Annotated in this window: 14 protein-coding genes; 10 read left to right on the forward strand and 4 right to left on the reverse strand. The window is 65.5% G+C overall.

All coding sequences use genetic code 11. The features are described 5' to 3' along the window. Window positions 1-69: 69 nt before the first annotated feature. The 4 genes from GO499_RS01395 to GO499_RS01410 all read left to right on the forward strand — a co-directional run bounded on the left by GO499_RS01395 (window position 70) and on the right by GO499_RS01410 (window position 3,682). Complete coding sequence (locus GO499_RS01395; protein WP_161860499.1) at window positions 70-1,803, forward strand: DNA polymerase III subunit gamma/tau; 1,734 nt, start codon at window positions 70-72, stop codon at window positions 1,801-1,803. A gap of 101 nt (window positions 1,804-1,904) precedes the next feature. Beyond that, window positions 1,905-2,120, forward strand: coding sequence for a DUF4287 domain-containing protein (locus tag GO499_RS01400; RefSeq protein WP_161860500.1), 216 nt, complete (start codon window positions 1,905-1,907; stop codon window positions 2,118-2,120). 96 nt (window positions 2,121-2,216) lie between these two features. After that, window positions 2,217-2,975 carry an SDR family oxidoreductase gene (locus GO499_RS01405; protein ID WP_161860501.1) on the forward strand — a complete coding sequence of 253 codons (759 nt, stop codon included), beginning with the start codon at window positions 2,217-2,219 and terminating at the stop codon, window positions 2,973-2,975. A gap of 155 nt (window positions 2,976-3,130) precedes the next feature. After that, window positions 3,131-3,682, forward strand: a complete 552-nt coding sequence (locus GO499_RS01410; RefSeq protein ID WP_161860502.1) for a DUF2087 domain-containing protein — start codon at window positions 3,131-3,133, stop codon at window positions 3,680-3,682. A 76-nt stretch (window positions 3,683-3,758) separates the two neighbouring features. Here GO499_RS01410 and lepB read toward each other — a convergent pair whose 3' ends face one another. After that, complete coding sequence (lepB, locus tag GO499_RS01415) at window positions 3,759-4,427, reverse strand: signal peptidase I (RefSeq protein ID WP_161860503.1); 669 nt, start codon at window positions 4,425-4,427, stop codon at window positions 3,759-3,761. A 168-nt stretch (window positions 4,428-4,595) separates the two neighbouring features. Between lepB and GO499_RS01420 the strand changes: the two genes are divergently transcribed. From GO499_RS01420 to recR, 3 genes are all read left to right on the forward strand, one after another. Beyond that, complete coding sequence (locus GO499_RS01420; RefSeq protein WP_161860504.1) at window positions 4,596-4,940, forward strand: YbaB/EbfC family nucleoid-associated protein; 345 nt, start codon at window positions 4,596-4,598, stop codon at window positions 4,938-4,940. Continuing rightward, the gene (locus GO499_RS01425) at window positions 4,940-6,082 is read left to right on the forward strand and encodes a beta-ketoacyl-ACP synthase III (RefSeq protein ID WP_161860505.1); all 1,143 of its coding nucleotides are present in this window, start codon (window positions 4,940-4,942) and stop codon (window positions 6,080-6,082) included. The genes GO499_RS01420 and GO499_RS01425 overlap by 1 nt, the downstream gene beginning before the upstream one ends. Before the next feature lie 208 nt (window positions 6,083-6,290). After that, a complete protein-coding gene (gene recR, locus GO499_RS01430) occupies window positions 6,291-6,890 on the forward strand; it encodes a recombination mediator RecR (protein WP_161860506.1) in 600 nt (199 codons plus the stop codon). On the opposite strand, the gene GO499_RS01435 is transcribed toward recR, so the two are convergent. The 3 genes from GO499_RS01435 to GO499_RS01445 all read right to left on the reverse strand — a co-directional run bounded on the left by GO499_RS01435 (window position 6,836) and on the right by GO499_RS01445 (window position 9,932). Beyond that, window positions 6,836-7,759, reverse strand: a complete 924-nt coding sequence (locus GO499_RS01435; protein WP_161860507.1) for a DMT family transporter — start codon at window positions 7,757-7,759, stop codon at window positions 6,836-6,838. The genes recR and GO499_RS01435 overlap by 55 nt on opposite strands. Before the next feature lie 88 nt (window positions 7,760-7,847). Further along, the gene (locus GO499_RS01440; protein WP_161860508.1) at window positions 7,848-8,900 is read right to left on the reverse strand and encodes a hypothetical protein; all 1,053 of its coding nucleotides are present in this window, start codon (window positions 8,898-8,900) and stop codon (window positions 7,848-7,850) included. A 9-nt stretch (window positions 8,901-8,909) separates the two neighbouring features. Beyond that, entirely contained in the window at window positions 8,910-9,932 is a 1,023-nt protein-coding gene (locus GO499_RS01445) for a LacI family DNA-binding transcriptional regulator (RefSeq protein ID WP_161860509.1), read from the reverse strand. A 386-nt stretch (window positions 9,933-10,318) separates the two neighbouring features. Between GO499_RS01445 and GO499_RS01450 the strand changes: the two genes are divergently transcribed. The 3 genes from GO499_RS01450 to GO499_RS01460 all read left to right on the forward strand — a co-directional run bounded on the left by GO499_RS01450 (window position 10,319) and on the right by GO499_RS01460 (window position 13,461). Continuing rightward, window positions 10,319-11,560, forward strand: a complete 1,242-nt coding sequence (locus GO499_RS01450) for an ABC transporter substrate-binding protein (RefSeq protein ID WP_161860510.1) — start codon at window positions 10,319-10,321, stop codon at window positions 11,558-11,560. Window positions 11,561-11,633: 73 nt separating this feature from the next. Further along, a complete protein-coding gene (locus tag GO499_RS01455) occupies window positions 11,634-12,527 on the forward strand; it encodes a carbohydrate ABC transporter permease (RefSeq protein WP_161860511.1) in 894 nt (297 codons plus the stop codon). Window positions 12,528-12,579: 52 nt separating this feature from the next. Continuing rightward, window positions 12,580-13,461, forward strand: a complete 882-nt coding sequence (locus GO499_RS01460; RefSeq protein WP_284154967.1) for a carbohydrate ABC transporter permease — start codon at window positions 12,580-12,582, stop codon at window positions 13,459-13,461. Window positions 13,462-13,464 lie beyond the last annotated feature (3 nt).

Raw genomic sequence — 13,464 nt, forward strand, 5'->3', positions numbered from 1 at the left:
GCTGCATTCAGCCGATGGCGCGGGGCCGAGAGCGCTTTCGCTGCCGGTCGAATCGGGGTAGCCAAGGTTATGGACAGCACGCCTCAAAGCCCCGCCTACCAGGTTCTTGCCCGCAAGTACCGCCCGCACACCTTCGCCGATCTGCGCGGGCAGGAGGCGATGGTGCGGACGCTGAAGAACGCTTTCGCCGCCGACCGGATCGCCCATGCCTTCATCATGACGGGTGTGCGTGGGGTGGGAAAGACAACCACAGCGCGAATCATCGCCAAGGGGCTGAACTGCGTCGGGCCGGACGGCACAGGCGGGCCGACGATCGAGCCCTGCGGCCAGTGTGAGGCCTGCGTGGCGATTGCCGAGGGCCGGCATGTCGATGTGCTGGAGATGGACGCTGCCAGCCGCACCGGCGTGGGCGACATCCGCGAGATCATCGAGAGCGTGAACTACCGGGCGGCCTCGGCACGCTACAAGGTCTACATCATCGATGAGGTGCACATGCTGTCGACCAGCGCTTTCAACGCGCTGCTGAAGACGCTGGAGGAGCCGCCAGAGCATGTGAAGTTCATCTTCGCCACCACCGAGATCCGCAAGGTGCCGGTGACGGTGCTGAGCCGCTGCCAGCGGTTCGATCTGCGGCGGATCGAGCCGGAGGTGATGATCCAACTGCTGGGCGAAGTGGCGCGGAAGGAAGGCGCCGAAATCGGTGCGGAGGCTCTGGGCCTGATCACCCGTGCGTCGGAAGGCTCCGCGCGCGATGCCCTGAGCCTTTTGGACCAGGCGATTGCGCATGGCGCGGGCGAGACTTCGCTCGACCAGGTGCGGGCGATGCTGGGGCTGGCAGACCGGGGGCGTATCCTCGACCTGTTCAACCTGGTGATGACGGGCGACGCGGCGGGGGCGCTGGCGGAGCTTTCGGCGCAGTATGCCGACGGGGCGGACCCAATGGTGGTGTTGCGGGACCTGGCCGAGGTAACGCACTGGATTTCCGTGGTGAAGATTTCGCCCGACGCTGCCGAAGATCCGACGGTGAACGCCGACGAGCGCACACGCGGGCTGGAGATGGCGGGCAGGCTGTCGATGCGGGTGTTGTCGCGCAGCTGGCAGATGCTGCTGAAGGCACTGGAAGAGGTGGCGGCTGCGCCGAACGCGATGATGGCGGCGGAGATGGCGCTTATCCGGCTGACGCATGTGGCGGACCTGCCGACGCCGGGCGATCTGGTGCGCAAGCTGCAGGCGCAGCCGCCGGTGGCGGGTGGCGCGACACCGCGGGCGCCGGGGCCGGCAGGCGGCGGCGGTGCGCAGGCGGTGGCCGGTGGCGCGCCGGTGCAGGCGCAGGCGGAACCGGGCCCCTATGCGCCCTATGCCACGTTCGAGGACGTGGTGCGGCTGATCCGGGCGCGGCGGGACATGGCGCTGCTGATGGAGGTCGAGCGGGGGCTGCGGCTGGTGAAATACACGCCGGGGCGCATCGAGTTCTCGCTGGCGGATGACGCCGCCCCGAACCTCGCCGCGAGACTGGCGGGGCGGTTGCAGGACTGGACGGGCACCCGCTGGGGCGTGACGGTGGTGAGCGAGGCCGGAGCACCGACAATTGCCGAGGTGCGGGCGGCGGACCGGAGCGACAAGATCGGGCAGGCGCTGGCGCATCCGTTGGTGCAGGCGGTGATCACGGCGTTTCCGGGCGTGAACGAGGATGCGATCCGGGTGCTGGAAGCGGTGGTCGAGGACGAGGGCAACGAGGACATCGTGCCGATCGATCCGGAGGAGGACGACGACTGGATGCCGGTGGATCCGTTCGAGGAATAGGGGGGCCGGGGTGGAACCCGGAGGCATTTGGATTGCCTTGACGCGAGAATTCGCAGTCGGGAATTGTGTGCGCGCATTTGCAGGGAACCTGAAGGTGAGGCATGGCTGAGAAGGTGAAGGGGCCGGCATCGTATTTTCCGGCAATCGAGGCGAAGTACGGGCAGCCGATTGATTTCTGGAAAGAGCTGATCCGCGGTAGGACCGGCCAGAAGCACATGGAGCTGGTCGGCTGGCTGAAGGCGGAGCATGGGATGGGGCACGGCCATGCCAATGCGCTTGTCGCCCATACCTTGCGTGAAATGAACGATAAGGGCTGATGGCGGGCTGGTCTCCTTTCGGACCGGCTCGGCCGGGGTGGCGGGTGTGCCAGCCGGTGAATAAGGTGCGGGCGTGCAGGCAACAGGGGTGAACCGATGCGAACCTCCGGAAGAAAATATGTCATTACCGGTGCGGGGCGTGGTCTTGGCGCGGCGCTGGCGACCGTGATGGCCGATGCGGGTGCCCGGCTGGTATTGCTGGCGCGGTCGGAGACAGCCTTGCAGGGCACGGCCGACACGATCTTTGCCAGGACCGGGCAGCGGGTTGCGACCATGACCTGCGATCTTGCGGATCGTGAAAGCTCTGCTGCGGCAGGTGCATGGCTGGCCAGAGAGCATGCCGATCTTGACGGGGTAATCCACAACGGGGCCATGTGGCTTCCTGCCCCGTTCTCTGCGGCCTCCGATGCCGATATCGAGACCTGCGTCGCCTCGGCGGCCATCGGTTCCCTGATCCTGACACGCCACCTGCTGCCGAACCTGCTGGCGAGGGAGCACGCCGACATCCATACGGTTGTTTCGACGAGCGGCGTGCAGAATTACCCGCTCGATGGTGTCTCGGTGGCGTTCAAGGCGGCCAAGTTCGCGCAGGCGGGGTTTGTTCAGGGACTGACCGACGAGTTGGCGGGCACCGGTGTCCGGGTGACGGCCGTGTTTCCGGGAGATTTCGACGATGCGTCACCGGTCGATCCGGGGTGGACGGAGGCACGAGCGGACGATGCAGGGCTCACGGGGCGGGAAGTGGTCGATGCGATCCTGTTCATCCTGAACCTGCCGCCTTCCGTCACTGTCCCATCGCTGGTCATCGAGTCGCGGACTGGCAACGGCATTGTTTCGCGCGGCGGCTTCGCCTAGTCTGGCGCCACGGTCGGCAGACACCGAGGCGTCGCTGCCCCGCAAGGGGAGCTAAACCTGCCATTCGAAACCGACAGCACCGGGTCAATCCTTCCAGTGCCGCGTCGTGAAGCCAGCGACCGACGACAGAACGGCGGCACGCCCGAGGATTCGATATGTCCAGACAACCCATACCGCTTGCTGTGGCGGATATTTCCAGCTTTGCCCGTGCGCTTGCACAGCAGATGAACGAGGAGGCGGCGGCGCCTTCACATCTGAGCCTTATGAACATGCTCGCCCGCGCTGCCGGGTTTCGCAATTACCAGCATCTGCGGGCGGCACATGCCGCGGGGGCGCGGCTGGAGACGCCGGTGGACGAGAGTGCCGATTTCCGGCTGGTGGAGCGGGCCTTGCAGCAGTTCGACGACGCCGGGCGGATGCTGCGGTGGCCGTCGCGCCGCGCGGTGCAGGAACTGTGCTTGTGGCGGATGTGGGCCGACCTGCCGGCGGGGAAGCACCTGCATGAGCGGGAGGTGAACGCCATTCTCGATGCCGGACACCATTTCGGCGACGCGGCGATCCTGCGGCGCAGCCTTGTGGGCATGGGATTGCTGACGCGCAATGCCGACGGCTCCGACTACCTGCGGCTGGAAATGCGGCCGCCAGCGGAGGCGCGGGACCTGATCCGGCGGGTGGCGGCGCGTCGGGCGCCCGTCGCGGTGGGCTGAGGACCGTGGCGACGCATCCGGGTGCATGATGCCTGCGCACGGTGGTGACGCGCTGCCGCAGAGCGCGCTTCAGGCGTCAGCCATCATCGGGGTCGAAAACGCCGAAGATCGTCTCCAGGCCGATGAAACCGGGAGCGCTGACGAAACCGGAGAGGCGGCTGTCTATCGCGTTGTCGCGGTTGTCGCCGAGGCCGAAGACGTGGTCTTCGGGCACGGTGAACAGCTCCGTGTCGTCGAGCATCGACTCGCCGGAATCGAGTGTATCGTAGCTGACGTCGTTGGGCAGGGTTTCGCGCCAGCGCGGGATCAGGCATGTGGCGCCAAGCGGTGTGGCATCGGGGCAGCGGGGCAGGGCGCCGGTGCGCGGATCGGCCGCCATCTCGCGGGGGAGGGCGGGCCGTTCGCCGCGGGGAACCGGGGTGCCGTTGAGGTGCAGGATGCCGCCGATCATCTGCACGGTATCGCCCGGCAGTCCGACAATGCGGAAGATGCGGGCGGTGCGGTCGCCCGGTTTGCGACGGACGATGACATCGCCGTAGTCGGGCTGGTATTCACCGGGGCGCACCAGCCGGGCGATGGGGCAGTCTCCGGCCTCGTAGGTGGGCGACATGCTTTCGGACGGCAGGCGGAACATCTCGTGCGTCAGCTTCATGCACTTGATGCAGACGCAGGACGACTGGGCCGTGGCGACGCCGGGGACGAGACCCGGGAAGAGAAAAAGCAGAAACAGACCTACATACCGCACATCGCACTCCCATCTTGTGGCGTGAGCCTAGCGGCAGGGACCGGCCGGGCCAAACGGAAATGCACGCGTATGTTGTGACGGACGACAGACGGGCAAACGCGGCACGCTTGTCGGGGCGGCGCTCTCGCCGTATGTGTGGGCAAACGCGAATGTGAGAGGATACGAGATATGCTGAAGGGCTTGGGACAGATTGGCGACATGGCCAAGATGATGAAGCAGGCGCAGGAAGTTCAGGCGAAGATGACCGAGGCCCACGAGGGGCTGGAGCACCTGAACGTGGTCGGCGAGGCCGGCGCCGGCATGGTGAAGGTGGAGGCAAACGCCAAGGGTGATATCCTTGGCGTCACCATCGACCCGGCGCTGATGGACAGCGAGCAGAAGGATGTGCTGGAGGATCTGATCCTCGCCGGGGTCAAGGACGCGCAGGCGCGCGGACGGGCGGCCGCTCAGGATGCGATTGCCAAGGTGACGGAAGAACTCGGCCTGCCCGCGGGCATGAAGCTGCCGTTCTGATGTTCACCCCCGCCATCACCGGCACCGGCGTCTACACCCCGCCCGACGTGATCACCAACGACGAACTGGTCGCGGCCTATAACGGCTATGCCGACAGGATGAACAAGCGCAATGCCGTGGCCATAGCCACCGGCGTGGAGGAGCCGATACCGCATTCGAGCGCGGAATTCATCGAGAGCGCCTCGGGCATCCGGCAGCGGTATGTGGTCGACAAGAGCGGTATCCTCGACCCCGAGATCATGCACCCGGTGCTCCGCGAGCGGAGCATGGAGGAGCCGGGGCTGATGGCGGAGATGGCGCTGGCGGCGGCGAAGCGCGCGCTGGCGGCGGCCGGGCGCGAGCCGGGCGAGATCGGGGCGGTTATCGTGGCGGCTTCCAACCACGAGCGGCCCTATCCGGCGATCGCGGTGGAGGTGCAGGAGCTTCTGGGGATCGAGGGGTTCGGCTTCGACATGAACGTCGCCTGTTCCTCGGCCACCTTCGGCATCCAGGCGGCGGCGGACATGATCCGCTCCGGCTCGGTGAAATCCGTGCTGATGGTCAACCCCGAGATCTGCTCGGGCCATCACGAGTGGCGCGACCGCGATTGCCATTTCATCTTTGGCGATGTCTGCACGGCGGTGGTGCTGGAACGGGCGGAGGAGGCGAAGGGGCCGCACTGGGAAATTCTCGGCACACGCTGCCAGACGAAATTCTCCAACAATATCCGCAACAACAACGGCTATCTGCGCCGCACCCGCGAGGGGCACATGGAAGACCGGCGCGACATGCAGTTCATGCAGAACGGGCGCAAGGTGTTCCGCGAGGTGGTGCCGATCGTCACCACGCATATCGGCGCGCAGCTTCAGGATCTGGGGCTGGGCGCGGACGAATTGAAACGGCTGTGGCTGCATCAGGCCAACAAGACGATGAACGACCTGATCGGCAAGAAGGTGCTGGGCCGGGAGCCCGCGGCGGGCGAGCAGCCCAACATCCTGCAGGACTACGCCAACACCTCGTCGGCCGGGTCGATCATCGCGTTCTCGAAGTATTCGGAGGATCTGGGCGAGGGCGATCTCGGGCTGATCTGTTCGTTCGGGGCAGGCTATTCGGTGGGCTCGGTCGTGCTGCGCCGCCGTGGTGCCGCCACGGCGGGCCATTGAGACCCGCCGCGTCGGCTTTGGCGCCCTTGTGTCGGCGGTGTTGCCCGTTGTTTGCGGAATTTTTGCCGGGGAGGCGATTCAGGGGCAGGTCTGCCCTGAATGCGCCAATGCGATGATGGGGATGCGAGTCGCGCCCGCGTCAAGGACAGGCGCCTTCGGCGTGGCTTCGCCATCCTTGACCCGGGCCCGACTCGCGAAGGGGTGAGCGATGGATGAGGCGGGGCCCGAAATCGGGCGGTTGATCGAGATGATGGCGAAGCTGCCGGGGTTGGGGCCGCGGTCGGCCCGGCGGGCGGTACTGACCATGATTGCGAAAAAGGCGAGCGTCATGGAGCCGCTGGCCCGGGCGATGGCCGAGGCGGCGGCGGTGGTGCGCGCCTGCCGGGTGTGCGGCAATATCGGCTCCGCCGAGTTGTGCGCCATCTGTTCCGCGCCCAAACGCGCGACCGGGGTGCTGTGCATTGTCGAGGATGTCGCCGACCTCTGGGCGATGGAACGGGGGCGGGCCTTCGGCGGGCGCTACCACGTGCTGGGTGGCGTGTTGTCGGCACTGGACGGGATCGGACCCGAGGAATTGCGCATCCCGGCATTGCTGGAACGGGTGGCGGACGAGAGCATCAGCGAGGTGATCCTGGCGCTGAACGCCACCGTCGACGGCCAGACCACGGCGCATTACATTGCCGACCAGCTGGAGGGGGCGAATGTCGAGGTGACCTCGCTGGCGCAGGGGGTGCCGATCGGCGGTGAACTGGATTACCTCGACGACGGTACGATCTCGGCGGCGCTGGCGGCGCGGCGGCGGTTCTGAGCCTGCCGCGCGGCGCGCTGCGAGATGTAGAGCGTCGAGGCGATGATGATGGCGGCACCGATGAGTGTCGGCCCGTCGATGATTTCCCCGTAGAACAGGTAGCCGGCCAGACCAACCAGCACCAGCCGCAGATAGGTGATCGGGCCGAGGATGCTGGCCTCGCCGTGACGATAGGCCTGAATGTCGGCAATGCCGCGGGCGGCACCGGTGATGACCAGAAGGCCCGTGATCGCCCAGGCGAAGCCCGTCGGCGGCAGGCCCCAGCCGCCGGACATGAACGGCAGCGTTGCCAACGCGGTGATGATCACCGAGGAGGTGAAGGCCGAGAAGGGACCATCGGCCTCGGCCAGGCCGCGGGACTGCAGAAGCGCGATGGCGAAGAAGGCGGAGGAGCCGAGCGCGGCGAGCATCGCCGGGTGCAGGTCGCCGACGCCGGGACGCAGGATGATCAGCGCGCCGGCGAAACCGGCGGCGACGGCGGCCCAGCGGCGGGGGCCGACATGTTCGCCCAGCAGCGGCCCGGCAAGGATAGTGGCGAAGATCGGCGCGGTGAAGAACAGGATCGCGGCGGTGGCCAGTGGAATTTCCGCCAGAGTGTAGAAGCCGAGATGGGTGGACAGGGCGATCAGCAGGCCGCGGGTGATATGGGTGGCGGGCCGGGTGAAGCGCAGGCTGGCGCGCAGGCGCGGCAGCGTTGCCAGCAGCGCGAGGATCGCGGCGGACGAAAGGGTGGCGCGCAGGAGCACGATCATCCGGCTGTCGAGACCGCCCGACAATTCGCGGACGGCAACCGACATGCCGCTGGCGGCCAGTACAGAGAACAGTATCCAGGCGATGCCGCGCAGGTTGTCGCGCGGGGCGGGGAGCATTTCCATCCGGCGGAAAGTGCTGTGGTTCGGCCGGGAAGGCAAGGGGCAAGAGCGCCGTGGCCGGGCCTTGTTACGGAACATGCGGCGGTCAGAGGGAGGCGAGCGGACCGGGGCGGAAGAGATCGTGGTAATGGCCGAGTTGCCATGAGAGGGCCAGCAGAGTGGCGATGGCGATCAGCCAGAGCGGCAGGCGGGCCGCGGGGCGCGGGGCCGCGGCCGCCAGCAGTTGCAGGGTGGCGATGACGGCGAAGGCAGAGAGAAAGCGGCCCCAGTCGCTGGCGATGGCGGCGAGGGCGCAGAGGGATGCCGCCGTCAGACCAAGGCCGGCGAGTTGTGCGGCAGTCGGGCGGGCGGCCCAGGCGGCGGGCAGCAGGGGGGCGAGGCCGAGAAACAGGATCCATGGCAACTGCCGGAAGTAGTCGGGCAGCAGCGGGGCGAGGGCGGCGCGGGCGTCGGTGACATCCTCGCCCAGAACGGAGAAGGGGCTGTTGACCGCGCAGGCAGGGGAGCGGCCGGCGCAGAGGCTTGTGACCTGTTCGGCCGTGCCGTGGTGAAGGATGACGGCGGTGGCGGCGAGAATGGTAGTGGCCAGCGCGGCGTGTAGCAGTGGCTTGCGCCAGTGGCCATGAAGGAGCGGCAGGAGGGCTGGCAGGAGGGCCAGCGTGATCTCGTGAGCGAGAACGCAGATCGGCAAGGCGAGACAGAGCACGGGGATGAGGTGGCCGCGGCCGCGGGCCTGCTGCCAGAGCATCGTGGCGAAGAGTGCGAGGAACAGAAGCTCTGCACGGAAGGCGCCTTCCGGATCACCAAACGGGAAGAGGAAGGCGGCGGGGCTGGCCAGCGCGAGGAGGAAGGCGGGCGCCGGACCGGCGCGGAGCGTCAGCCGCCAGGCGGCATGGATCAGCACGAGGCTCAGGGCGGTGACGAGCAGGAATACCGCCGAGGGCGCGGGGACGGGCAGGCGGGAGATGAGGGACCCGGTCAGGCCGCGCCGGACGAAGCCGGCATCGTAGGAGATCAGCCAGCCGTCAAGGCTCCACGCATGCTGCTGGACGATGATCTGCCGGTAGGCCAGCACCACGGTGGCAAGAGCAAGCACGGCAAAGCAGAGGTGGACCAGGGGCTTGGCGGGGACGGTCATCGCGGCGGCTCAGTCCCCGTCGAAGCCGGAAGGCTGGTGGAGGATTTCGGGGATCTCGTCGGTGGAGTCGTCGAGATGGACGAGCATGGCGCGGGCCATGTCCGCCCCGGCGCGGAACAGATCCTCGTGCATGACGTGGATCTCCGGCCGAAAGAGACGAAGCAGTTCGAGCGGTTCCTTGGCGACGATGTCGATGTCGGTGCCGATGCGCAGGCCTGCCGCCTCGATTGCGGCGGTGGCTGCAAGGCAACTCATCACCGTTGAGGCGACGATGCCGTCCGGGCGGTGGCGGGAAGCGAGGATCCGGGCAATTTCGTTGATGACGTCCAGACGCGGGCTTTCCGAGGAGATGTCGCGCAGTGGCACCTCGATCAGATCATGGGCATCGACGACGGCGCGGAAGCCTTCGAGCATGTGCTGGGCGTAGGCGTAATGGGCCGGTGGCTGGATGAGGGCCAGGCGACTGCGGCCGAGACTGCGCAGGCGTTCGGCGGCGTGGGTGGCGAAAGCGTGGTTGTCGAAATCGACATATGGGGCGGGAGCGGCCAGGCCGGGGCGCCCGTGGGTGACGAAGGGAAAGCCGCGCTCCTGCAGATAGGCGGCGCGGATGTCCTGCGGTTCGATATCCGAGAGGATGATGCCGTCGGCGGAACCGGTCTCCACCACGTATTGCACGGCCGAAAGATCTTCGGCATCGGCGGGGGCGGGGGTGACGATCAGGTGATAGGCGGTGCCGGCGAGACCGTGGGTCAGCCCCTGCATGAGGTGGGTGGTGGTGCCCAGCTTGTCGCGCTTCATGTTCAGGATGAAGCTGATGACATTCGTCTTGCCAGTGCGCAGGCGGACGCCGGCCCGGTTCGGTCGATACCCGATTTCGCGGGCGACGGTGCGGACGCGGGCCTTGGTGGCCTTGGAAATGTCGGGCGCGTCGGAGAGCGCGCGGGACACGGTGGTGACGCCGAGGCCGGTGATGTAGGCGATCGTCTTCAGCGTCGGACGCGGCTTGCCTGTGGGGCGTTGTTTCTCTGCCATGATCTTTACGCCTGAATGTCGAGTCGCGGACGGGATGCCCGATGGATGTCGGCTTGATTCGGAATTCGGAACCGGAAGTCGCTGAAACGTTTCAGTTATCCCCAGCCGAATTGTGGTGAGCGCAGGCGGAGTGTTCGGCCCACCTGAGCGGAATGTCAGCATAGACGCCGCAGGCAAAATGCGTCAACACCTTTGTTTTTCAGGGAATTTTTGGCGTCATCTGATGTACGTGCCCGATTTCCCGCGCAAGCAGGCGGGGGCTGTTGCCGCAAGCTTTCGCGGCGTATTCCAGATTGCTTTGCTGCATGGGTTTGGCTACGGTCGAGCGGCATCGATTTAGAATGTGCAGACAGAAAATGTCAAAAAAGACACTGGGAGGAATGAAAATGAAGACATCCATGCGGAAGATCGCCCTTGCGGCGTCCGTGGCCCTGCCGTGGGCGACGATGGCGGCAGCGACCGATCTTGAGGTCACGCACTGGTGGACATCCGGTGGCGAAGCGGCTGCCGTGGCGGAATTCGCCAACGCGTTCAACGAGAATACCGATCACAACTGGGTCGACGGTGCCATCGCCGGCGGCGGCAGTACCGCGCGGCCTGTGATGGTCAGCCGGATCATCGGCGGCGATCCGATGGGCGCGTTCCAGTTCAACCATGGACGTCAGGCCGAGGAACTGATCGAGGCGGGCGTGCTGCGCGACCTGACCGAGCTGGCGGAAGCCGAAGGCTGGCGGGATATCATCAACCCGCCCTCGCTGCTGGACAGTTGCACGGTGGATGGCAAGATTTACTGCGTGCCGGTGAACATCCATTCCTGGCAGTGGCTGTGGCTGTCCAACAAGGCATTTGAGGATGCGGGCGTAGACGTTCCGACGAACTGGGATGAATATGTCGCTGCCGCCCCGGCGCTGAAGGAAGCGGGCAAGGTGCCATTGGCGCTGGGTGGCCAGCCGTGGCAGAACTCCGGCCTTTTCAACGTGCTGATGGTGGCGCTGGCCGGGCCTGACGTACTGGTACAGCTCTATGGTGAAAAGGACGCCGATCTGGCGGCCGGTGAAGAAATCGCCCGCGTGTTCAAGGCGGCTGCGGATGCGCGCGACATGTCCCAGGGCTCGAACGTGCAGGACTGGAACCAGGCGACGAACCTGGTGATCACCGATGCCGCCGGCGGCCAGGTGATGGGCGACTGGGCTCAGGGCGAATTCCAGGTGGCCGAGGAAGTGGCCGGTGAGGATTATACCTGCCTGCCGGGCCTTGGCGTGAACGAACTGATCTCCACCGATGGTGACGCGTTCTATTTCCCGTTGATCGAGGATCCTGAAATCGCGGCGGCGCAGGAAGCGCTGGCCTCGACGATGGTTTCCCCGGAAACGCAGGTGGCCTTCAACCTGAAGAAAGGGTCGCTGCCGATCCGGGGTGACATCGATCTCGCCGCGGCAAACGACTGCATGAAGAAGGGGCTGGAGATCCTGGCTTCCGGCAACGTGATGCCCGCGGTGAACCAGCTGAATACCGAGGACACGAACAACCAGCTCAATGACCTGTTCGTGGAGTTCTTCAACGACACTTCCATTACCGTGGAAGACGCGCAGGCGCGTTTCGTCAATATCGTGAAGAACGCCGACTGATCCCCCCTGACGGGCGGTGTGCCCTCTGCGCACCGCCCGACTTGCGCCCTATTCACGCACAGGAGGGGACTGCATGGCCGCCACCGGTCGCCCGATACAACTGTTCCGCAATCTGAATGCCAAGATTGCCGCCATACCGATGATGCTGACGGCGGTGGTGATCTTCTTTGGCTGTTCGGTGTGGACGATCGTCTATTCCTTCACCAATTCCAAGCTGCTGCCGCGGGCCAAGTTCGTCGGACTGGACCAGTATGAGCGGCTGTGGTCCGCCAACCGCTGGCTGATCTCTATCGAGAACCTGTTCATCTACGGCATTCTCTCGCTGATTTTCTCGTTGCTCATCGGCTTCGTGCTGGCGGCATTGCTGGACCAGAAGATCCGGTTCGAGGACACGTTCCGCACCATTCTGCTGTATCCGTTCGCGTTGTCCTTCGTGGTGACGGGGCTGGTCTGGCAGTGGCTGCTGAACCCGGAGTACGGGGTGCAGGCGGTGGTGCGATCCATGGGATGGGAAAGTTTCACCTTCGATCCGCTCTACACCGCGGACATCGCCATCTATGGCGTATTGATCGCAGGTTTGTGGCAGGGAACCGGACTGGTGATGTGCCTGATGCTGGCGGGTTTGCGCGGCATTGACGAGGATATCTGGAAGGCCGCGCGGGTGGATGGCATCCCGATGTGGAAGACGTACCTGTTCATTGTCATCCCGATGATGCGCCCCGTCTTCATCACCACCATCGTGATCATCGCCAGCGGCATCGTCCGGGTCTACGACCTCGTTGTCGCGCAGACGAGCGGGGGGCCGGGCATCGCCACGGAGGTGCCTGCCAAATACGTCTATGACTACATGTTTCAGGGGCAGAACCTCGGTCAGGGCTTTGCAGCCTCGACGATGATGCTGCTGTCGGTGTCCATTGTCATCATTCCCTGGGCCTATCTTGAATTCGGAGGGAAGAGACGTGGCTAATCCGGCAACACTTTCCGCCACCGTCGCCGGGGCCGATGCCGCCGCCGGGGCGATGGCAGGGCCGCGCGGTCCGCGACCGCGCCGGCGATTCTCCCGCCGCAACATCTTCATTTACGGCACCCTGATCGTTGTGAGCGTCTACTACCTGTTGCCGCTCTACGTTATGATCGTCACCTCGCTGAAGGGCATGCCGGAAATTCGGATGGGCAACGTGTTCGCGCCGCCGGTGGAGGTGACCTTCGCGCCGTGGGTGAAAGCCTGGGCGGAGGCCTGCACCGGGCTGAACTGTGACGGGCTGAGCCGGGGTTTCTGGAATTCGGTCCAGATCCTCGTGCCTTCGGTGGTGGCCTCGATCATCATCGCCAGCATCAACGGCTATGCGCTGGCGAACTGGCGGTTCAAGGGGGCCAACCTGTTCTTCACGATCCTGATCATCGGGGCATTCATTCCCTATCAGGTGATGATCTATCCGATCGTGATCGTGCTGCGCGAGATCGGTCTCTACGGTTCGCTTTGGGGTCTCGTGATGGTGCACACCATCTTCGGGATGCCGATCCTGACGCTCTTGTTCCGCAACTATTTCACCTCCGTTCCAGAGGAGCTTTTCAAGGCGGCACGGGTCGATGGGGCCGGATTCTGGGCGATCTACTTCAAGATCATGCTGCCGATGGCGCTGCCGATCTTCGTGGTGGCGATCATCCTGCAGGTGACCGGCATCTGGAACGATTTCCTGTTCGGGGTGATCTACACCAAGCCCGAGAATTACCCGATGACCGTCCAGCTCAACAACATCGTCAACTCGGTGCAGGGGGTGAAGGAATACAACGTGAATATGGCCGCAACGATCCTGACGGGGCTGGTGCCGCTGGCCGTCTATTTTGTTTCGGGCAAACTGTTCGTGCGCGGCATTGCCGCCGGCGCGGTGAAGGGGTGAGGC

This window comes from Algicella marina, assembly GCF_009931615.1.
GTDB lineage: Bacteria > Pseudomonadota > Alphaproteobacteria > Rhodobacterales > Rhodobacteraceae > Algicella > Algicella marina.